General features: G+C 64.5%; 22 protein-coding genes and 1 tRNA gene. 12 read left to right on the top strand and 11 right to left on the bottom strand.

Features of this window, described 5'->3' with window-relative positions:
• Nucleotides 1-19 precede the first annotated feature (19 nt).
• Together SPR01S_RS12380 and SPR01S_RS12375 are read left to right on the top strand one after the other, a co-directional pair.
• Nucleotides 20-1,774: a class I adenylate-forming enzyme family protein gene (locus tag SPR01S_RS12380; RefSeq protein ID WP_066590043.1), complete on the top strand. Its 1,755-nt coding sequence runs from the start codon at nt 20-22 to the stop codon at nt 1,772-1,774.
• A 145-nt stretch (nt 1,775-1,919) separates the two neighbouring features.
• A complete protein-coding gene (locus SPR01S_RS12375) occupies nt 1,920-2,492 on the top strand; it encodes a hypothetical protein (protein WP_157082225.1) in 573 nt (190 codons plus the stop codon).
• Nucleotides 2,493-2,536: 44 nt separating this feature from the next.
• Here the strand turns inward: SPR01S_RS12375 and SPR01S_RS12370 are convergent, their stop codons facing one another.
• Complete coding sequence (locus SPR01S_RS12370) at nt 2,537-3,817, bottom strand: MFS transporter (RefSeq protein WP_066590039.1); 1,281 nt, start codon at nt 3,815-3,817, stop codon at nt 2,537-2,539.
• A 222-nt stretch (nt 3,818-4,039) separates the two neighbouring features.
• Here SPR01S_RS12370 and SPR01S_RS12365 point away from each other — a divergent pair, with 222 nt between their 5' ends.
• Nucleotides 4,040-5,578 carry a hypothetical protein gene (locus tag SPR01S_RS12365; RefSeq protein WP_066590036.1) on the top strand — a complete coding sequence of 513 codons (1,539 nt, stop codon included), beginning with the start codon at nt 4,040-4,042 and terminating at the stop codon, nt 5,576-5,578.
• Between the two features lie 46 nt (nt 5,579-5,624).
• On the opposite strand, the gene SPR01S_RS12360 is transcribed toward SPR01S_RS12365, so the two are convergent.
• Nucleotides 5,625-6,314: an aspartate/glutamate racemase family protein gene (locus tag SPR01S_RS12360; RefSeq protein ID WP_066590034.1), complete on the bottom strand. Its 690-nt coding sequence runs from the start codon at nt 6,312-6,314 to the stop codon at nt 5,625-5,627.
• An 81-nt stretch (nt 6,315-6,395) separates the two neighbouring features.
• Between SPR01S_RS12360 and SPR01S_RS12355 the strand changes: the two genes are divergently transcribed.
• Nucleotides 6,396-7,121, top strand: a complete 726-nt coding sequence (locus SPR01S_RS12355; RefSeq protein ID WP_066590032.1) for a Crp/Fnr family transcriptional regulator — start codon at nt 6,396-6,398, stop codon at nt 7,119-7,121.
• Between the two features lie 150 nt (nt 7,122-7,271).
• Here the strand turns inward: SPR01S_RS12355 and SPR01S_RS12350 are convergent, their stop codons facing one another.
• Nucleotides 7,272-8,756 carry a glycerol kinase gene (locus tag SPR01S_RS12350; RefSeq protein ID WP_066590030.1) on the bottom strand — a complete coding sequence of 495 codons (1,485 nt, stop codon included), beginning with the start codon at nt 8,754-8,756 and terminating at the stop codon, nt 7,272-7,274.
• A 53-nt stretch (nt 8,757-8,809) separates the two neighbouring features.
• Between SPR01S_RS12350 and SPR01S_RS12345 the strand changes: the two genes are divergently transcribed.
• Both SPR01S_RS12345 and SPR01S_RS12340 read left to right on the top strand, forming a co-directional pair.
• Nucleotides 8,810-10,051, top strand: coding sequence for an AI-2E family transporter (locus SPR01S_RS12345; protein ID WP_439646732.1), 1,242 nt, complete (start codon nt 8,810-8,812; stop codon nt 10,049-10,051).
• A gap of 59 nt (nt 10,052-10,110) precedes the next feature.
• Nucleotides 10,111-10,187, top strand: a tRNA-Asp gene (locus tag SPR01S_RS12340).
• 42 nt (nt 10,188-10,229) lie between these two features.
• Here the strand turns inward: SPR01S_RS12340 and SPR01S_RS12335 are convergent.
• The 4 genes from SPR01S_RS12335 to SPR01S_RS21835 all read right to left on the bottom strand — a co-directional run bounded on the left by SPR01S_RS12335 (nt 10,230) and on the right by SPR01S_RS21835 (nt 11,654).
• A complete protein-coding gene (locus SPR01S_RS12335; protein ID WP_066590028.1) occupies nt 10,230-10,454 on the bottom strand; it encodes a DUF2842 domain-containing protein in 225 nt (74 codons plus the stop codon).
• Nucleotides 10,451-10,999 (bottom strand): 5-formyltetrahydrofolate cyclo-ligase, encoded by a 549-nt coding sequence (locus SPR01S_RS12330; protein WP_066590024.1) that lies wholly within the window; start codon nt 10,997-10,999, stop codon nt 10,451-10,453. The genes SPR01S_RS12335 and SPR01S_RS12330 overlap by 4 nt, the downstream gene beginning before the upstream one ends.
• A gap of 180 nt (nt 11,000-11,179) precedes the next feature.
• Nucleotides 11,180-11,488, bottom strand: a complete 309-nt coding sequence (locus tag SPR01S_RS12325) for a cell division protein ZapA (RefSeq protein ID WP_066590022.1) — start codon at nt 11,486-11,488, stop codon at nt 11,180-11,182.
• On the bottom strand, nt 11,481-11,654 hold the full coding sequence (locus SPR01S_RS21835) for a hypothetical protein (protein WP_169803427.1): 174 nt from the start codon (nt 11,652-11,654) through the stop codon (nt 11,481-11,483). The genes SPR01S_RS12325 and SPR01S_RS21835 overlap by 8 nt, the downstream gene beginning before the upstream one ends.
• Before the next feature lie 267 nt (nt 11,655-11,921).
• Between SPR01S_RS21835 and gap the strand changes: the two genes are divergently transcribed.
• Nucleotides 11,922-12,929 carry a type I glyceraldehyde-3-phosphate dehydrogenase gene (gap, locus tag SPR01S_RS12320; protein WP_066590021.1) on the top strand — a complete coding sequence of 336 codons (1,008 nt, stop codon included), beginning with the start codon at nt 11,922-11,924 and terminating at the stop codon, nt 12,927-12,929.
• Between the two features lie 137 nt (nt 12,930-13,066).
• The gene (locus SPR01S_RS12315; RefSeq protein ID WP_066590019.1) at nt 13,067-14,257 is read left to right on the top strand and encodes a phosphoglycerate kinase; all 1,191 of its coding nucleotides are present in this window, start codon (nt 13,067-13,069) and stop codon (nt 14,255-14,257) included.
• Here the strand turns inward: SPR01S_RS12315 and SPR01S_RS12310 are convergent.
• Both SPR01S_RS12310 and SPR01S_RS12305 read right to left on the bottom strand, forming a co-directional pair.
• On the bottom strand, nt 14,254-14,724 hold the full coding sequence (locus SPR01S_RS12310) for a TlpA family protein disulfide reductase (RefSeq protein WP_066590017.1): 471 nt from the start codon (nt 14,722-14,724) through the stop codon (nt 14,254-14,256). The two genes, SPR01S_RS12315 and SPR01S_RS12310, sit on opposite strands and share 4 nt — an antisense overlap.
• A 1-nt stretch (nt 14,725) precedes the next feature.
• Nucleotides 14,726-15,220, bottom strand: coding sequence for a TlpA family protein disulfide reductase (locus SPR01S_RS12305; protein ID WP_066590015.1), 495 nt, complete (start codon nt 15,218-15,220; stop codon nt 14,726-14,728).
• Between the two features lie 245 nt (nt 15,221-15,465).
• Between SPR01S_RS12305 and SPR01S_RS12300 the strand changes: the two genes are divergently transcribed.
• Nucleotides 15,466-16,365: a fructose bisphosphate aldolase gene (locus SPR01S_RS12300; RefSeq protein WP_066590014.1), complete on the top strand. Its 900-nt coding sequence runs from the start codon at nt 15,466-15,468 to the stop codon at nt 16,363-16,365.
• On the opposite strand, the gene SPR01S_RS12295 is transcribed toward SPR01S_RS12300, so the two are convergent.
• Nucleotides 16,362-16,679: an ArsR/SmtB family transcription factor gene (locus tag SPR01S_RS12295; RefSeq protein ID WP_066590012.1), complete on the bottom strand. Its 318-nt coding sequence runs from the start codon at nt 16,677-16,679 to the stop codon at nt 16,362-16,364. The two genes, SPR01S_RS12300 and SPR01S_RS12295, sit on opposite strands and share 4 nt — an antisense overlap.
• A gap of 4 nt (nt 16,680-16,683) precedes the next feature.
• Nucleotides 16,684-17,157 carry an SRPBCC domain-containing protein gene (locus SPR01S_RS12290; protein ID WP_066590010.1) on the bottom strand — a complete coding sequence of 158 codons (474 nt, stop codon included), beginning with the start codon at nt 17,155-17,157 and terminating at the stop codon, nt 16,684-16,686.
• A 133-nt stretch (nt 17,158-17,290) separates the two neighbouring features.
• Here SPR01S_RS12290 and SPR01S_RS12285 point away from each other — a divergent pair, with 133 nt between their 5' ends.
• The 3 genes from SPR01S_RS12285 (at nt 17,291) to efp (ending at nt 19,343) form a co-directional block, all read left to right on the top strand.
• Entirely contained in the window at nt 17,291-17,974 is a 684-nt protein-coding gene (locus SPR01S_RS12285) for an O-methyltransferase (protein WP_066590008.1), read from the top strand.
• Between the two features lie 71 nt (nt 17,975-18,045).
• Entirely contained in the window at nt 18,046-18,744 is a 699-nt protein-coding gene (gene thiE, locus SPR01S_RS12280) for a thiamine phosphate synthase (protein WP_066590006.1), read from the top strand.
• 35 nt (nt 18,745-18,779) lie between these two features.
• Nucleotides 18,780-19,343: an elongation factor P gene (gene efp / locus SPR01S_RS12275; RefSeq protein ID WP_066590005.1), complete on the top strand. Its 564-nt coding sequence runs from the start codon at nt 18,780-18,782 to the stop codon at nt 19,341-19,343.
• Nucleotides 19,344-19,377: the final 34 nt, after the last annotated feature.

Genomic DNA, 19,377 nt, shown 5'->3' with positions numbered 1-19,377 from the left:
GGAGAGCGGATCCTTGTCAATGAATGGCGCACCCGAACCCGTTATCGCCCTCGATCCCGCCTGGCCGAAGGTTTCGCTGAAGGACGCGACCGCCGCGCTGACCGCGCCGGGCGCCAAGTTCGAGATGGAAACGATCGAGATTCGTGGCGTGCAGACGCGCATATGGAAATACGCGCCGCACGATCTGGGCGTGCTGCTCGATCTGTCGCGCACGCATGGCGAGCGGCTGTTCACGATCCTCGAGGACGAACGTGTTAGCTATGAGGCGAATTACCGCGCCACGGCGGCGCTCGCCCGCGCATTCCAGGGCATGGGCGTGGGCAAGGGGGATCGCGTCGCTTTCGCGACTCGCAACCTGCCCGAATGGCCAGTGATCTTCTTCGCGATCACGACGCTCGGCGCCATCGCGGTTCCGCTCAATGCCTGGTGGACGGGCGCCGAGCTCGAATATGGCATCAAGGATTCGGGGGCCAAGGTCCTGCTGGTCGACGCCGAGCGCTATGAGCGGATCAGGCCGCATCTGGCAGAGTTGACCAACGTCGAACGTCTGATCGTCGCCCGCTCGCCCGCGCCGATCGACGGCGCCATTGCACTAGAAGACATTATCGGCGGGCCGAAAAGCTGGGCGGATCTGCCGGCGGACGATCGTCCGCGAGTCGAGATCGACAGCGATGACGACGCGACGATCTTCTACACCAGCGGCACCACCGGCAATCCCAAGGGCGCGCTGGGCACGCACCGCAATCTCATGACCAACATCATGTCGGGCGGCTTTTCGGGCGCGCGCAGCTTCGTCCGCCGCGGCGAGCCGATCCCCGATCCGACCCCACGGACCAGCCTGACCGTGATCCCGATGTTCCACGTCACCGCGTGCTCGGCCGGGCTGATGGGGACCATGGCCAGCGGCAGCACCACCATCTTCATGCGCAAATGGGATACGGTGAAGGCGATGGAGATCATCGAGCGCGAGAAGGTCCACTTTACCGGCGGCGTGCCGACCATCGCCTGGCAATTGCTCGAACATCCCGATCGCCACAAATACGACCTCTCCTCGATCGAGGCGATCGCCTATGGCGGCGCGCCGTCCGCGCCGGAGCTGGTCAAGAAGATCTACGAGGAATTCGGCGCGCTCCCCGGCAATGGCTGGGGCATGACCGAGACGATGGCGACGGTCACGCACCATTCGAGTGAGGATTATCTCAACCGCCCGACCAGCGCGGGCCCCCCGGTGGCGACTGCCGATCTCGAAATCCGCGCCGACGATGGGGTCACGGTGTTGCCGACCGGTGAGGTGGGCGAATTGTGGGCGCGCGGACCGATGATCGTGAAGGGCTATTGGAACAAGCCCGAAGCGACGGCGGAGACCTTCGTCGACGGCTGGGTGCGCACCGGCGACCTCGCGCGGCTCGACGAGGAAGGATTTCTCTTCATCGTCGATCGCGCCAAGGACATGGTCATCCGCGGCGGCGAAAACATCTATTCGTCGGAGGTCGAAAACGCGCTCTACGAGCATCCCGCGGTGACCGATGCCGCGGTGATCGGCATCCCGCATCGAACCTTGGGCGAGGAACCGGCGGCGGTCGTCCATCTCGCGCCCGGCACGTCCGCGACCGAGGCGGAATTGCAGGCCTGGGTGCGCGAGCGGCTGGCGGCGTTCAAGGTGCCGGTAGCGATCCGTTTCGTGCACGAAACGCTGCCGCGCAACGCCAACGGCAAGATCCTCAAGAAGGATTTGAAAGGCTTGTTCGAGGATCGCGCGAGCGAGGCGGCGTAGAAAGCGACCGGTTCGTAGATGTGCATCGTTCGATGGTTTGCCCGCAACGGCGCGAGGCTGGAACCGAGCCATTGCTGTGTTTCGGATAATGTGATCCACCGAAAGATGATCACAAGCCGGATCCTTTGCCTGGAGGGGCACAGCCGTGACGATGCTACTACTACTGGGCGCTGCAGTGATGATCCCAAATCAGGATGCAGGCGGCGTGGCTTCCGAAGCACAGCAAGAGAGTTCCTGCGCGGCATCACTCGAAGAAGTGCGAACGATAATATTATCGGGAAAAGACAATCTCATTTTCACGACGTGGAAGGGAGAGGGGAGCGCACACATCGACGCCAAAGGTAACTACAGTTGGTCGCCCACCGAATATGCACGCGATAGGCAACTGTCGATTCCGTCGCCCGCGTCGATCGGCGAGATGTCCGGCGGGTCAGATCTGAGCGCCGTCGAGTCATGTCCGGCTATCAGGCAGTTCCTTAAGGACAACCATGTCCAATACGGCGACAAAGCTGTCGATGCGGCGATGGAACGTCGCGATCCGGATGTGGTCTTCGCCAGTTTGTCTCTCGCGAAAGTGGATCGTGGCGGCGACCACGCACTGATTGCAGAAGGGTTTTCTGGGACAATGTTGGGCGGCGGCGGCTGGCTTAATTTAATGGCGCGCGACAAAAAAGGATCCTGGCACAGGACGCATAGCGCCCCGACGTGGATCAGTTAAGACAGACGCGTCCCGTAGGGGCAGGGGAGGATGGAGTCGTAATTCTAGAACGCCTTCGGTTCTTCTCCACGCCGCAAACGATTTGGCGCGGTTTCGCGGGCGAAGCAAAGCGCTGTTAGTCCCACAACGGCTGCGATCGACATATACCATGCCGGCGCCAACGGATTGCCCGTGACGCCCGTCAGCCACGCCACGACAAACTGGGTAGAGCCGCCGAAGATCGAAATTGCCAGCGCATAGACGATCGCCAGCGCGCCCGAGCGGATGCGAGCAGGAAAGTCCTCGGTGATATGGACCAGCACTGCGCTCAAGGCGATGCCGATGGAGAGGCGCAACCCGCATCCCACGAGGAACAGGCTCGCTTTGCCCGGTGCGACCGTCAGCAGCCAGAAAGCGGGCAGGGTGATCAGGCAGACGAACAGGGTCGGCAGGATCATCGCCGGCCGCCGGCCGTAGCGGTCGGCCAGCCAGCCGCCGAGTGGCGCACCGATCGTGCCGCCGATCCCGACCGCGATCGTCGCCCAAAAGGCAGTGTCCGACGGCAAGTGCAGCGTCGTCTTGGCGAAGGTCGTCAGGAAGTTGGTGACATAGGTCATGATCGTCCCCGACAGCAGTGCCAGGAAGGCGATGATCGCGGTGCGACGATAGTCGCGGAGCGGCGGCGCCGGGATTGCGGGCGCGTCGCTGGGCAGGGTTTCCGGCAATGTCCGCCGGAGGAGGAGCCCGATCGGCACGACGCCGACACCTAGCGCCATCGCAATCCGCCATCCCCAGCTTGCAAGCGCGGCATCGTCCATCACTCGCGCCAGCGCGAGCCCGATCAGCCCGGCGACCAAGACCGCGACATTCTGCCCGAACATCTGCATCGAGACGTACAGGCCACGGCGATGCGGCGGGGCCGCTTCCGCCAGGAACGCCGTGCTCGGCCCGACCTCTCCGCCCAGCGCAAACCCTTGGACCAGGCGCCAGAACAAAACGAGCAGCGGCGCGGCGACGCCGATTGCGGCGTAAGATGGCGTCAGCGCGACCCCCAGGCTGGCGATACCGATCAGCGCGAACGACAACAGCATCATCGGTCGCCGCCCGAGCCGATCGCCGAGCACGCCGATCACCAGCCCGCCGAGCGGCCGCGTCAGGAACCCCGCGCCGAATGTGGCCAATGCCGCGAGCAGGCTCGATTGCGGGTCGGTCGCGGGGAAGAAGGTTTGGCCGATCTCGACCGCGAAGAAGGTGAATATCAGGAAATCGTAGAATTCGAGCGCGTTGCCGAGCGTGACACCTACAACTTGGGAAGCGGTGACCCGCGGCGCCGTAATAATAGTCATCCTGCTCCCCAGCTCGTCCGCTCCATCAAGCGATGTCGGGCGCCGCGAGTCAATCGCGGTCCGCTGGGTTCGATGCATGTGGGCTATAGGCGCACGACGACGTCATCCAAATGCTTGAGTCAGCACCGCAACCAGCCAGCGAAACCGTCCGGAATGGTGACTTCCTTGCTGGCTTGTTGGCGACCGAAGGCGTAGCATTCTCCATAAATACGGGGGGATGCCATGATGCGCTTCGCTGTTCGCCGCCCATTCCAATCGGCGGCCTTGATCGGCGCGATGCTGATCTTCGCCGCCGCTTGTACGACGAAGACATCGTCGACCAAGCCGGCGACGGGCATCGCCAACGCAGCTTGCCCGACGCCGCAAAATATCCCGTCCGGGTTCGACTATCCGCAAAAGGCCGCCACGGTCGAAGGCTGGGTGACGACCGGCAACGTCGCCCGCACGCGCCAGCACGGCTGGAATGTCTGGGCCGCGCTCAACTCGATGGTCGGCGGCAAGCCGATCTGGCAAAGCTGGTGCACCGAAACCCAGGCATTCGCGCCCGATCCCGCGGTCACCGCGAAGCTCGCCAAGACCGAGCCGGCGGTCGCGACGGTCCCGATGCGCAAGTTCAAGCTCAACAACGGATCGAGTGCTGGCGCCGACCCGATCAACTTCCCGGTCTCCCCGACTTATGCCGTGCCGCAGCCGGTGGTCGACCGCTACAAGGGCACGCCTTGCCTGCAGGGAACGACGCCCGCCGATTACGCTTTGGCCAATGGCCCGACCTTGCAGAATAATGGCGACGTCATGGTCGCGGGGGTGATCTACAATCAGCCCGCATTCGACTGGATCCGCAACAACAAGCTCTATCTTCAATCGACGCTCAACGGCCTGATCCCGCCGGCCAATCAGACGAAGCAGATGGCGGCGATGCCCGACGGCTCGATCGTGCTCAAGCCGATGATGTGGCCGGTGGCGGCGGGTCAGTTCACGGCATTGCCGATCTGGAACGATCCGGCCTCCGACGATGGGGTGTATGCCGGCTTCGAAATCCAGAAGAAATGGCCAAAGGCCGTGGCGGTGACCACGACGCCGGCGGCGCAGGTCATCCCGTCCTCGGTCAGCTTCCTCCACGGCGTGACGATGAACGGCAAACCGCTCGGGCCCAATACCTATGCCAAGCCACGCGTGGTCGGGGTCGACCGCTTCTACAACTACAAACCCGACCTTGCGAAAATGGCGCAATGCGATCGCGCGATCCTCGATGCCTCGGCTTATTACGCCTATGGCCGGATGTTCCAGCAGGGCGATTATCTAATCCTGATCGCGATGCACATCATGACCAAGGAACAGCCCGCCTGGACGTTCCAGTCAGTATGGTGGAACGATATGCCGGGGACCAGCCCCTATGCCGCCGACCGGCCGAACCTGTCGCCGGTCGAGGCGCCGGGGCCGTGGCGCAATTATCTGATGGCGGCGACCTATGGCATCCCCGCGAGTCCGGGCAGCAACCAATGGCCGGTGGCGTTCAACCCCTATATCGAGCTTGCCGCCGACCATCCGATCAAGACCAATTGCATGAATTGTCATCACCGCGCGGCATGGCCGGCGTCGAACACCGAATATCAGGCGCCGGGTGGTCCCAGCGCGCTCGACATCTTCGCGCTCAATAACGCGATCCTGAACGGCAAGATCGGCGTCGACTCCTTATGGTCGATCAGCGACCGCGCGCTGGCATCCGATCAGCGGACGGAGGCGGTCGCCTCTCGCAAATAGCCCGGCCTATAAGGGGGACCGGGGGGCGGGCGACCGTCCCCGGTGATCAACCGAGCGCCAGGTCGACCGCCGCGAGCGCGTGGAGGCTGGTCGTGTCGAACAACGGCACCGCGCTGTCCGATTGGTCGACCAGCAACATGATCTCTGTGCAACCGAGCACGATCGCCTGCGCACCGCGCTCGACCAGCCGCGCGATTACATCGCGATAGGCCGCGCGCGATGCCGCTTCGATCTTCCCCGCGACCAGTTCCTCGTAGATCACGCGATGAACCTCGCGTCGATCATCGGCGTCGGGAATCAGTGTCTCGATCCCCGCAGCCGCGAGCCGGTCACGATAGAAGGCCTTTTCCATCGTGAAGGCCGTGCCCAGCAATCCTACCCGACTCAGCCCTGCCTGGCGGATCGCCGCCGCGGTCGGGTCGACCACATGGAGCAGCGGGACGCCGATCGCTGCCGATACGTCGTCCGCCATCAAATGCATCGTGTTGCTGCAGATCAGGACGAAATCCGCGCCACCCGCCTCCAGGCGGCCGGCCGCGTCCACCATTCGCGCGGTGAGCGAAGACCAGTCGCCATCGCGTTGAAGTCGCTCGATTTCGCCGAAGTCGACCGAGTATAAAAGTATCTCGGCGGAATGCGCGCCGCCAAGGCGTTCGCGCACCGCGCGATTGATGATCGCATAATATTGCGCCGAGCTTTCCCAGCTCATGCCGCCGATAAGCCCGATCGTCTTCATCGTGTCGCTATGGCGTTTCCTGCTAAGGAAACCAAGAATCGGATATGATCGTTACGCTTCCGAAGAGGTTTGAAGAATAGCATGCTGACCGACAATTTCCTGCGGGGGCGCCGCCGCCGTGAACTGAGCGATGAAGAAAAGGAAGCCATAGAGAGCGTCCTGACCGCGCCCGTCACCCTGCCGCGGCGCAAGGTGGTGACGAGTCGCGGCGATGTCGTCACGCGATCGACCTTCCTCATCTCGGGCTTCATGTGCCGTTACATGGACGGCGCCGACGGCCACCGGCAACTCGTGAGCATTCAGACACCGGGCGATTTCGTCGATCTGCACGGTTATCCGCTGCAGCGGCTCGATCACGATATCGCCACGTTGAGCGAGTGCACCGTCGCCTATGCGCCGCACGACAAGCTGACGCAGATTATCGAGCGCTTGCCGCATCTCGGTCGGGTATTGTGGTTCTCGACTCTGCTCGACGCTGCGATGCACCGCGAATGGATTTTCCGGCTCGGGCGGCTCGATGCGGTGGGACGCGTCGCCCACATGCTGTGCGAAACCTATATGCGACTCGACGCGGTCGGTCTTGTCGAGGACGGCACGTTCGCCTGGCCACTGACCCAGCAGGACTTGGGCGAGGCATGCGGACTGACCTCGGTCCACGTCAATCGGACGTTACGCGTATTGCGAGAGGCGGGCATGGTCGAGGTGTCCGATCGCATCGTCACGATGCTCGATTTCGATCGCCTCGCCTCGACCGGCGAATTCCAGCCCGATTACCTCTATTTCGACAACCATACCCGGACGCCGTGATCGAACGGTCCGAGCAAAATATCTGCTTCCCCGGCGAAGGCCGGGGCCCAGCCGCATTCCGTTCTCGATACCTGGACGCCATCTCGAATTCGCCGAAGCTGGGCCCCGGCCTTCGCCGGGGAAGCGTGAAGCTGATCGAAGGTGCGAATATCAGTGCGTCGCGTTGATCACCGATTTGACTGCCGCCGCCCATCCGTCGAGCCGGGTCCGTCGCGCCTCGGCTGAAAGGCCGCTGCGGAAAGTGTCTATCTTGCCGCGCATGACGGAGGCGGCCTTCAGATCCGCGAATAGGCCGATGCCGACTCCAGCCAGCATCGCGGCGCCGAGCGCAGTGGTTTCGGAGAAGCATGGCCGTTCGACCGCGACGTCAAGCATGTCGGCAAGATCCTGCGCGATCCAGTCATTGGCCACCATGCCGCCGTCGATTCTCAGCGTCTTCCAATCGGCGCCGTCGGCCGCGAAAGCGGTTTTCAGGTCGTTCGCCTGGTGCGCCATCGCTTCCAGTGCGGCCCGGACGATATGCGCTCGGGTCGCGGTGAAACTCAGCCCTGAAATCGAGCCCCGCGCTTCGGCTTCCCACCATGGCGCTCCCAGGCCCGACAGCGCGGGGACCAGATAAACGCCGGCATTGTCCTCGACCGATCGCACCAGCGCTTCAGTCTCGTCGGCGGTCGCGATCAGCTTGAGCGAATCGCGCAGCCATTGGACCAGGCTGCCGGCGACGAACACCGATCCCTCCAGCGCATAAGCGCGCCGCCCGTCGAGCTGCCAAGCGACGGTCGCGAGCAGCCGGTTCTTCGACGTCGGCTGGTGCGCGCCATATTGCGTCAACACGAACGCGCCGGTGCCGAACGTCGCCTTGGTATCGCCCGGCGTCAGGCAGGCCTGGCCGATCGTCGCCGCCTGTTGATCGCCGGCCATGCCGCAGATCGGGATCGGCGCGCCGAACAGGGTCGTGCTGCCATAATCGCCCGCGCAATCGACGATTTCGGGAAGCGCCTGGCGCGGGGCGGCGAACAGTTCGATCAGGCCATCGTCCCAATGCCCGCTGCCGATCGCCATCAGCGCGGTGCGGCTGGCATTGGTCGCATCGGTGATGTGCAACCCGCCGCGATTTTCGGTCGCGGTCAATTTCCACACCAGCCACGAATCGATCGTGCCGATCGCCAGCCGGTCGCCTGCTGCCTTCAGCTGCGGCCAATTGGCCATTGCCCAGCCGATCTTGGATCCGGAGAAATAGGGGTCGAGCAGCAATCCGGTGCGCGCCTGTACGGTGGCTTCATGCCCGGCCTCCTTGAGCTCGCGGCACCATGACGCCGTGCGCCGGTCCTGCCACACGATCGCGGGCGCCAGCGGTTCACCGGTCTGCTTGTCCCAGAACACCACCGTCTCGCGCTGGTTGGTGATGCCGATCGCGGCAACCGCCTCGGCGCCGCCGGCCAGTTCGATCATTTTGCGCGCGCAGGCGACAGTGCGATCCCAGATTTCGGCGGCATCATGCTCGACCAGCCCGGGGGAGGGGTAATGCTGCGTCAGCGCGGCCGATTCGCTGCCCAGGCAGCTGCCGTCAGGCGCGAACAGCATCGCGCGGGTGGAAGTGGTGCCTTCGTCGATGACCAGCAGTTTGTAGCCCATGTGATGGTGCTAGCCGGGATTACTTTGCCCGCCAATGGCGCTACGGAAGCGGTATGACGAGCAGTGAGAGCGGAACGGACTTGAATCTGGCGGCGATGATGGGCGGCGCTGCCGCGGTCGTGCCAACGGCGCCCGACCAGCCGCCACTGCCGCCATCGACCGAGGACGATCCGCCGCCGGTCATCGACCCGCGGCGCGATCGCCTGCTTGCGGCGCTGACGCTGATCGCCGGGGTCGGGCTGGTGATCGGGCTGCCCTTCGCACTCAAGGCCGGCGCGGAATTCTTCTTGCCGATCACGATCGCCCTGGTCATCTCGATCGCGCTCATCCCGGTGCTCGAATGGCTGGAGCGGCGGCGGCTGCCGTCCTGGCTCGCGGCACTGATCTGCGTGTTGACGTTCCTGGCCGCGGCGAATGTGGCACTGGCCGCGATCGTCGTTCCGGCGATCGAATTCTTCCGTCGCTTGCCCGAGCGGATCGATCGTATCCAGGCGAACCTGGCGCCGGTGCTCGATCTGTATGCGAGCCTCGAAAAATATATCAACAAGGCGGCGGCGCATATCGCCACCATTCCCAAGGTGCGGGCCGCGACGCCGGTATCGCCGCCGAGCTCGCTGCTCGACCTCATTGCGACATCCGCGCCGACTGCATTGGTGCAGATATTCTTCGGCGTGCTGGTGGTGTTCTTCTTCCTGGCCGGCTGGACGCGAACGCGGCGCCGGACGATCACCAGCCGCGCGAGCTTCGGCGGCGCGATGGCGACGGCGCGGGTGATCCAGGACGTGGTCGACGACGTGTCGGCCTATCTGGGCACGATCACCGCGATCAACATCGTGCTCGGGCTGATCGTGTCGGGCGCCCTGTGGCTGATCGGCATGCCCTATCCGCTGATGTGGGGCGGTATCGTCACCTTGCTCAACTACATTCCCTATTTCGGGCCGATCGTCGCCGCCTTGCTGCTCGCGGTGGGCGGGTTGATGACCTTTCCCGATATCTGGGTTGCGTTGTTGCCGGCGGGCATCATGATCGGCTGTCACTTGCTCGAGGCCAATGCGGTGACGCCGTTCATCGTTGGTCATCGCCTGACGATCAGCCCGGTACTGATCCTGATCTCGCTGAGTTTCTGGAGCTGGGTGTGGGGAACCCCCGGCGCATTGTTGGCGGTGCCGCTGCTGATCATCATTCAGACGGTGATCGGGGCTGCGGGCAAGCCCGACATCGCCGGTTTCCTGTTCGAGCATGGCACCTTGGTCAGTGAGCGCAAGCGCGGCCGCTGGGGTGTACGACAAAACTGATTTGACTGCTGTTGACAGGGGGAGGCCGCTCGCTTAGTGGCCGCGCCTCACGCTTCCAAGCGGGTGTAGCTCAGTTGGTTAGAGCGCCGGCCTGTCACGCCGGAGGTCGCGGGTTCGAGCCCCGTCACTCGCGCCATTTTCGGCGTGGATTTCCCGAGATCGATGATCACCGCGGCCGTCACCGCCAGCGCCCGGTTTCCATCCAGCGCAGCATGCGGCGCATCGGCAGCAGCCACAGCCACACGATCCCGGTCACGACGTAGAACAGCAATTGCGCGACCGCAGGCCAGCGTCCGACCCAGGGCGACAGACTGACGACGGCGATGCACCAGATTGCGATCAGGGCCAGGATGGCGAGCATGCCTATCGGTTTTTGCCAGCGCGGAGTCGGCGGCGGGTTCATAATGTGATCCATCCCTGTTCGGTGACGACTGCGTGGAGCGGTATGTCCCACGGATCGACCGGCAGGTCCTCGACCTGCTGGACGCTCCAGGCGATACCGACCCGCCAGGCATCAGGGAAGCGCGCGAACGCGCCGTCATAATAGCCCGCGCCTTGGCCCAAGCGATCGAGCTTTGCGTCGAAGCCTAGCATGGGCGTCAGGATAATGTCGGGGAGGAGTTCGGCGGCGAGCGCGGAGGGCTGGCTGAGCCCGAATGGGCCGGCCTCCAGCGCCGCTTCGGTTTCCCAGGCGAGGAAGCGCATCGGTTCGCTGCGCACGGTGACATGGGGCAGGGCCAGGACGCATCCCGCCTCGACGGCGGCGCGCGCGAGCGGCGAGGGATCGGCTTCGCTGCCGATCGGGACATAGGACGTGACGGTCAGGCCGTGCTCGAGCCGCGCGCGAAAGGCGTCCGGCACCGCGATCCGCGGACGCTCGCGCGCGACGAAGGCGTCACGCGCGGCGCGAAGTCGCGCTCGCAATGCCTGCTTGCTGTCGGTGGTCATGATTCGGTGGAGTGGCGGGACCACCGTGGACCGTTTGCCGGGTTATCCTCTGACGCACGGTACGTCAGGTGGGGACCATATACGTCGGACCAGGGTCCGGGCAGGGACAGCCCCCTTGGATGATGAATAGCCTCAGGGATAATAAAGGCTCGTATCGGGCAGTACCCGCCGACCATGAATCTAGGCGCTCGGTGCCGGTTTCTCAAGGGTCTCGGCAAGCGCTTCCAGACGATCGGCGAGGCGATTGAGAAAAGCGGGGCTCGGACCGCCGTCCGCCGAGGGACGGTTTTCCGCCTGATCGAGATTGTCGGCGAGCATCAGCGCGATCAGCAGCATAGTGCGCTCGGCGTTGAGGCCGCCCGACGCGCGGTTGGCCATTGCCCAACGCTGGTCAAGCATTTCTCCCAATCGGCGAAGCTGGGCTTCCTCGCCATCGCGGCAAGCAACGTTGTGCCGGCGGTCGCCGATCGTCAGCGTGACCTCAGCCATTGCGCGCCCCCAGCGCGTCGAGCGCCGCGATCGCTTCGCCGACGCGGGCGCGCAGCGATTCGTGTCGTGTCTTCAGGTCCTGCGCGCTCTTGTCGCGCGCCGCGACGGCGCGTTCGATGCGGGCGAGCGCGGCGTCGATCCGGTCGGTCGGGGAAGCGTCTGCCATCGGGGGGAGATAGCACGGCAAGGGCGCGCTACAACATCGTTTCGCCGCGCAAAGGGCTCGGACTCGCCGCCGGCGGCCGCCCTGAGCAACCGAAATAGTGCCGCATGGGGCCGACCGATCACGTCGCGATCGCCGCCATTGTGGCCGCTTCGGGAGCAAATACACAGCGCCAGCGGTTGACGCGCCGCGTCGGCATCCCCAAAGGCTCCCGCGACAGACCGGCCCCATTCGCGCGTGCCGGCATCAGCAGCTCGAGGAGCGAAAAACATGGCGGTGAAGGTTGCGATCAACGGGTTCGGACGGATCGGGCGTCTGGTAGCGCGCGCGATGCTTGCGCAGGGCGATACCGGCCTAGACCTGGTGGCGATCAATGATCTCGGCGATGCCAAGGCCAATGCATGGCTGTTCAAGCGCGACTCGGTCCATGGCACCTGGCCGGGCGAAGTCCATGCCGAAGGGCAGGACATGGTGATCGACGGAAAGCGCATCCGCGTCACTGCCGAGCGCGATCCGGCCAACCTTCCGCACAAGGAATTGGGCGTCGACCTGGTGCTCGAATGTACCGGTTTCTTCACCGATCGCGACAGCTGCCAGAAGCACATCGACGCCGGCGCCAAGAAGGTGCTGATCTCGGCTCCGGGCAAGAATGTCGATATGACCGTCGTCTATGGCGTCAACCACGACAAGCTGACCGCCGAGCATACGATCGTCTCGAACGCATCGTGCACGACCAACTGCCTGGCCCCGGTCGCCAAGGTCCTCAACGATGAAATCGGCATCGAGCGCGGCCTGATGACCACGGTCCATGCCTATACCAACGATCAGAAGATCCTCGACCAGATCCATTCCGACCTGCGCCGCGCGCGGGCGGCGGCAATGTCGATCATCCCGACCACGACGGGTGCGGCGCGTGCGGTCGGCGAAGTGCTGCCCGAACTGAAGGGCAAGCTCGACGGCTCGGCGATCCGCGTACCGACTCCCGACGTGTCGTTGATCGACCTGACCTTCACGCCGAAGCGCGACGTGACCAAGGACGAAGTCAATGCGGTGCTCAAGGCGGCATCCGAAGGCAAGCTCAAGGGCGTGCTCGATTATACCGACGAGCCGCTGGTCTCAATCGACCTGATGGGCTCGCCTGCGTCGTCGACGGTCGACAGCCTCGAAACCGCGGTGCTCGAAGGCAAGCTGGTGCGCGTCGTCAGCTGGTACGACAATGAATGGGGCTTCTCGAACCGCATGGTCGACACCGCCAAGGTGATGGCGGCGCTGATCTGACCTTTAAATTCCCCTCCCGCGTGCGGGAGGGGTTAGGGGAGGGCGTGTCGCTCCCGATCAAGGGCGACGCCCAGTTCAACAGGCCCTCCCCCAGCCCCTCCCGCAAGCGGGAGGGGAGTTTTTCTTAGGAGTTTGGCATGGCGCGCAACTTCAAGACGCTCGACGACATGGGCGAAATCGCAGGCAAGCGCGTACTTGTCCGTGAGGATCTCAATGTGCCGATGGCCGATGGCCAGGTCACCGACGACACGCGGCTGCGTGCTGCGGTGCCGACGGTTGCCGAACTCGCCGACAAGGGTGCCAAGGTCCTTATTCTCGCGCATTTCGGGCGGCCCAAGGGGCAGCGTAACCCGGAGATGAGCCTGGCGCTCGTTACGCCCCCCTTCGAACACGTGCTCGGCCGTCCGGTGCGCTTCATCGACGACCAGGGCGCGGCCGAGGCGATCGCGACGCTGAAGGACGGCGACGTCGCGATCCTGGAGAATACGCGGTTCGACCCGGGTGAAGAGAAGAACGCGCCGGAGACGGTCGCGCGGCTGGCCGCGCTCGGCGACCTCTATGTCAACGATGCCTTTTCGGCCGCGCACCGCGCGCATGCCTCGACCGAGGGGCTGGCGCACAAGCTTCCGTCCTTTGCCGGGCGGCAGATGGAGGCCGAACTCGACGCGCTCGACAAGGCGCTGGGCAATCCCGAGCATCCGGTTGCGGCAATGGTCGGTGGCGCCAAGGTGTCGACCAAGCTCGACGTGCTCAAGCACCTGGTCTCCAAGGTCGATCACCTGATCATCGGCGGCGGCATGGCCAATACGTTTCTCGCGGCGCGCGGCGTCGACGTCGGCAAGAGCCTGGCCGAGCGCGATCTGACCGGCACCGCAGACGAGATTTTCGACGCCGCCGAAGCGGCGGGCTGCACGATCCATCTGCCGTATGACGTGGTGGTCGCGAAGGAATTCAAGCCGAATCCCGAGACGCGCACGGTCAATGTTCATGAGGTTCAGCCCGACGAGATGATTCTCGACATCGGCCCGGCCGCGACCGAGGCGCTGGGCGACGTGCTCAAGAATTGCCGCACCTTGGTCTGGAACGGCCCGCTCGGCGCGTTCGAAACGCCGCCCTTCGATGCCGCGACAATGACGCTGGCGAAGACGGTGGCGGCGCTGACGCGCGAAGGCTCGCTGGTGTCGGTGGCGGGTGGCGGCGATACGGTCGCCGCCCTCAATCAGGCGGGCGTCGCCGCCGACATGACCTTCGTGTCGACCGCGGGCGGAGCCTTTCTCGAGTGGATGGAAGGTAAGGAACTTCCGGGCGTTAGGGCGTTGAGCTCTTAACGCTCGGCAAGTAACGGGCGGACGATGGCATCGAGGCTTCGCGCCGTAAAAGCCTCGGATTTCCGATAACGGACGCGGCCGCGGCGATCGATCACATAGCTCATAGGCACCGCAGAGACCGCAATGTCGGCGCCCCCGACCCAAGTCGCCTGAGGGTAGGGGATCGAGGTCGCCGTCGCCTGACCCTTGCCATTGGCGCCGGGGTCGACCGAAATGCCGATTACGACCAGGCCTTGCGACATATGCTGACGGTAATAGCGGGCGAGTAGAGGGATCTCCGCCCGGCATGGCACGCACCAGCTCGCCCAATAATTGATCACCACCACGCGACCGTGCAGATCGCCGAGCGTAATGCGCTGCCCGCCGGTCAGCGTCATCGCGCCCGGCAGGGCGGGGGCGCTGGCCACCGCAGGCGTCGCCAGCGCTGCGGCCGCGAAGAGCGTAGCGATCTGCCGGAATAGTCGCATGTCAGGTCGCAGGCGCAGGCTCGCGCAGCAGCGGCACGAGGAGCTGGTTCAGCATGTCGAGATCGAACGCCCCCGCCTTGGCGTAGCGCACGCGACCGTCGCGCCCGATCACTATGTTGGTCGGCACACCGTTGCCGATCACGTCATAAGGCCCCTTCACCTTGCGGACCGGCTGGATGTGCATAACCGAGAACAGCTGCTTCAGCTTATAGGCGGGAAGCGAATCCTCGGTCGTCACCGCAAATACGCGGAGCCCCGCATCCCTGCGCTGATTGTAATAAGCGTCGAGCGTCGGCAATTCCGTGCGGCACGGCACGCACCACGTCGCCCAGAAATTGAGCACGACGACCTTGCCGCGCAACTCGTCGCGAGTGACCTTGGTCCCGTCGATCAAGGTCAGCGTAAAATCGGGCGCGGGTTCGCCGACCTTCATTTTCTCGCCGGCGGCAACTGGCACGCCGATCGTCGCGGTGGCGAGCGACGCGGCCGCAATCATTATCCTTGCTATGCTTGTGACCCGCCCCACGATTACCCCCTTGTCTATTGATACCAGCGTGAGCGCGCCACCGCAGCAGGTCAATCGGGCGAAAGCTCCAAAAAGAAGACAATTGCTCGGTGCATCGGCGTGACTTGGACGAGGAGAGACATCTAACCGGTTACAGGGATCGTCGGCCCATTGCGGAGCCGCCGGGCGCTGTCTAACAGCCCCCGTACATACGTATGCACAGACGGGAAACGACCATGCAGACCGCCGAAATGACCGCCAAGATCGCCGCCGGACACGGCTTCATCGCCGCGCTCGACCAGAGCGGCGGGTCGACCCCCAAGGCGCTCAAAGGCTATGGAATCGAGGACGGTTCGTGGTCGAGCGACGAAGAGATGTTCGACCTGATCCACCAGATGCGCGTGCGGATCATCACCGCGCCGGCCTTCGCCAGCGGCAAGGTGATCGCCGCGATCCTGTTCGAGCGCACCATGGATGGCCAGGCGAACGGAAAGCCGGTGCCTCAGGTGCTCCACGATATCGGCGTCGTCCCGTTCATCAAGATCGACAAGGGCCTGGAGGCGGAGGCCAATGGCGTCCAGCTGATGAAGCCGATGCCCGGCCTTGACGCCCTGCTCGAGCGCGCACGCGGCCTCGGCATGTTCGGCACCAAGGAGCGGTCTGTCGTCAATCTCGCCAATCGCGAGGGCATCGCCGCCATCGTCGCGCAGCAGTTCGAGGTGGCCGGGCAAGTGTTGAGCCACGGTCTCGTGCCGATCATCGAGCCCGAAGTGAACATCAAGAGCCCGGAGCGCGCCGCGGCGGATGCGATCCTGCTCGACGAACTCCTCAAGGCGCTCGACGCCATGCCCGGCGACGACAAGGTGATGCTCAAGCTGTCGCTGCCGGCCGAACCGGGGCTGTTCAAGCCGCTCACCGAGCATCCGCGCGTGCTGCACGTCGTCGCGCTGTCGGGCGGCTATAGCCGGACGGAGGCCTGCGCCGAACTGGCGAAGAATCAAGGCATCATCGCGAGCTTCAGTCGCGCGTTGCTCGAGGATCTGCGCCACCAGATGAGCGACGCCGAATTCGATCAGGCGCTCGCTGAGGCGATCGACGAGATTTACGAGGCGTCGGTCGATAAGGCCGACGCCTAATCACCCTCGCCGAGAATCTCGGCGAGACGATCCAGCCGTTTTTCCAGCATCGACCGCCGGTCGCGCGCCCAGCGTTCGACCGGCGTCAGGCCGTCCGGCACGAGCGACGCGGTCCGGACGCGCCCGACCTTTTCGGTGCGCACCACGCCGCATTGCTCGAGCACGTGCAGATGCTGGGCGACGGCCGTCACCGTGACGCAAAGTGGCTCGGCGAGCCGCGAGACCGAGGCCGGCCCCTCCGCCAGCCGATCGACGATCGCGCGGCGGGTCGGGTCCCCCAGGGCCTGGAACAATCGGTCGAGATCTGGCGTCACTCGCTCAGCCTTCGATCACCTCGCCCAATTTGTCGAGCAGCACGCGCCAGCCATGCTCGCGCATCACCGGTCCATCGGCGTTTTCGAAAAACGCGACCTGATTGGTGCAGAGCAGATCGGTGCCGTCGCCATTGGGAACAAGCTCGAATGTCGTCAGCGACACCGACATCGGCGCACCGCCGATCGCCATCATGCTGGTGGTAACGATCCGGCTGCCCGGGACAATCGCCTGGAAGATGCCGTCATCTGTCAGCGACACGCCGGGAAAGGGGCTGTTGTCGCCAAATCTGTAGCCGAGATGCTGGGCGCCGCCTTGGCGGAAATCGCTCTCGAATGCGACGAGCTCGGTCTGATCGCTTGCCGCGTACCACTGCCGCTTGATGGCGGGGTCGCTAAGCGCCTCGAACAGCTTGGCGGCATCCGCCTTGTAGCTGCGCTCGATCGTGAAGGTGGCGTGGGTGACGTGTCCATCCGGCATAACTCGCTCCTTTAGTGAAGTCCACACTTCAGTATAAGGATGTCGGCAGTTAGTCAAGTCATGACTTCACTGTTGTGTATTGACGCTGCGTGGCGGAGGAGGAAAAGGGCGCCGCTCAGTCGGGAGGAGTGTCATGGTCGAGCGAATCGGAGAGCAAAACCCGGCCTGGACCGCGGTCGACGCCTTTATCGCGGATCGCCTGCTCGGCGACGACCCCGCGCTTTCGGCGACGCTCGCCGCCAATGCCGCTGGCGGATTGCCGGACATCGACGTGTCGCCCGCGCAGGGGCGGATGCTCCACCTGTTCGCGCGGATGGCGGGCGCGCGACGCATTCTCGAAATCGGGACGCTCGGCGGCTATTCGACGATCGAACTTGCCCGCGCTCTGCCCGCTGACGGCACGCTGATCTCGCTGGAGATCGACCCGCATCACGCGGAGGTCGCGCGCAGCAACATTGCTAAGGCCGGACTGGGCGACCGCGTCGATATCCGCACCGGTCCCGCGCTCGCCTCGCTTAAGGCGATGATCGCGGCGGACGAAGGCCCGTTCGACTTCGTGTTCATCGATGCCGACAAACAGAACAACGCCGCCTATGTCCGCGCCGCGCTCGCAATGTCACGGCCGGGCACCACGATCGTCGTCGATAACGTGATCCGTGAGGGCGGGGTGTTGGACGCGGCGAGCGAAGACGAGCGGATCCGGGGCACACGGGAACTGTTCGATGCGGTGGGCGCGGAGCGGCGCCTGACCGCGACTGCGGTCCAGACGGTGGGAGTCAAGAAGTGGGATGGCTTCCTGATCGCGATGGTCGATTGATCCTCGACCCGGCACCAATCTGAAGAAGGCGAGTGGTTGCCGGTCGCAGGCACACGTCCTAGGGGCGGCGGATGGACACTGAAGACCCGCTCGGCCCGCTCGATCCCAATTTCGCCGCGTCGTTCAAGCGTGACGTGCGGCGGCCGCCTTGCCAGCTCTATCTGATCTCACCGCTCGATGTCGGCGGGGTCTTTCCCGATCGCTTGGCGCGCGCGCTCGATGCCGGGCCGGTGGCGGCGTTTCAGTTTCGGGTGAAAGACGTCGACCAGCACGAGGCCGCCCGCCTGGCCGAGCCGCTCCAGCGTATCTGTGCCGATCGAGAGGTCGCGTTCATCGTCAATGACAGCATCTCGCTGGCGAAGCGGCTCGGCGCCGATGGCGTGCATCTCGGGCAGAAAGACGGCGACCCGCGCGAGGCGCGGTCGGTGCTCGGACCCGATGTCCAGATAGGTGTCACGTGTCACGACAGCCGGCATCTGGCGATGGAAGCGGGCGACGCGGGCGCGGACTATGTCGCGTTCGGCGCTTTCTATCCGACCACGACCAAAGACACGAAACACCGGCCCGACCCGGTGATCCTGAGCTGGTGGTCGACCCTGTTCGAACTGCCCTGCGTCGCGATCGGCGGAATCACGCCCGCCAATGCCGCGCCCCTCGTGGCGGCGGGTGCCGATTTCCTCGCTGTGTCGAGCGCGATATGGGGTGGCGACGAGGCCGCGGCGGTGCGAGCGTTCGGCGCAGTGCTTGCCGGATCGGGGTCTGCTGGCTAAAGGCGCGGTTTCGCTCTTTCCAACAGGTACATCGCATGAAGATCAGCGGCGTGGACATCCGTCCCGGCAATATCATCGAATATGAAGGCGGCATCTGGCGCGCCGTCAAAATTCAGCACACCCAGCCGGGCAAGGGTGGCGCGTACATGCAGGTCGAGCTGAAGAACCTGCGCGACGGCCGCAAGAACAATGTCCGCTTCCGATCGGCGGAGACCGTCGAGCGCGTCCGCCTCGACACCAAGGATTTTCAGTTTCTGTTCGCCGACGGCGACACGCTGACGTTCATGGACAAGGAAACCTACGAGCAGACCACCTTGCCGCGCGACCTGCTGGGTGATGCTGCGGCGTTCCTGCAGGACGGCATGGACGTGGTGATGGAGCTTTACGATGAAGATCCGATCAGCGTGCAATTGCCCGACACGATCGAGGCGACGATCGTCGAGGCCGATGCGGTGGTGAAGGGCCAGACCGCGTCGTCGAGCTACAAGCCGGCGATCCTCGACAATGGCGTCCGTATCATGGTCCCGCCGCATATCGCCGCGGGAACCCGGATCGTTGTCGACGTGTACGAGCAGACCTACGTTCGCCGCGCGGACTGATTGTTCCCCTCCCGCTTGCGGGAGGGGCTAGGGG

The organism is Sphingomonas pruni NBRC 15498 (assembly GCF_001598455.1).
Classification (GTDB): domain Bacteria; phylum Pseudomonadota; class Alphaproteobacteria; order Sphingomonadales; family Sphingomonadaceae; genus Sphingomonas; species Sphingomonas pruni.
The sequence above is the reverse complement of the archived record's forward strand: the minus strand, read 5'-3'. Positions and strand labels throughout refer to the sequence as shown.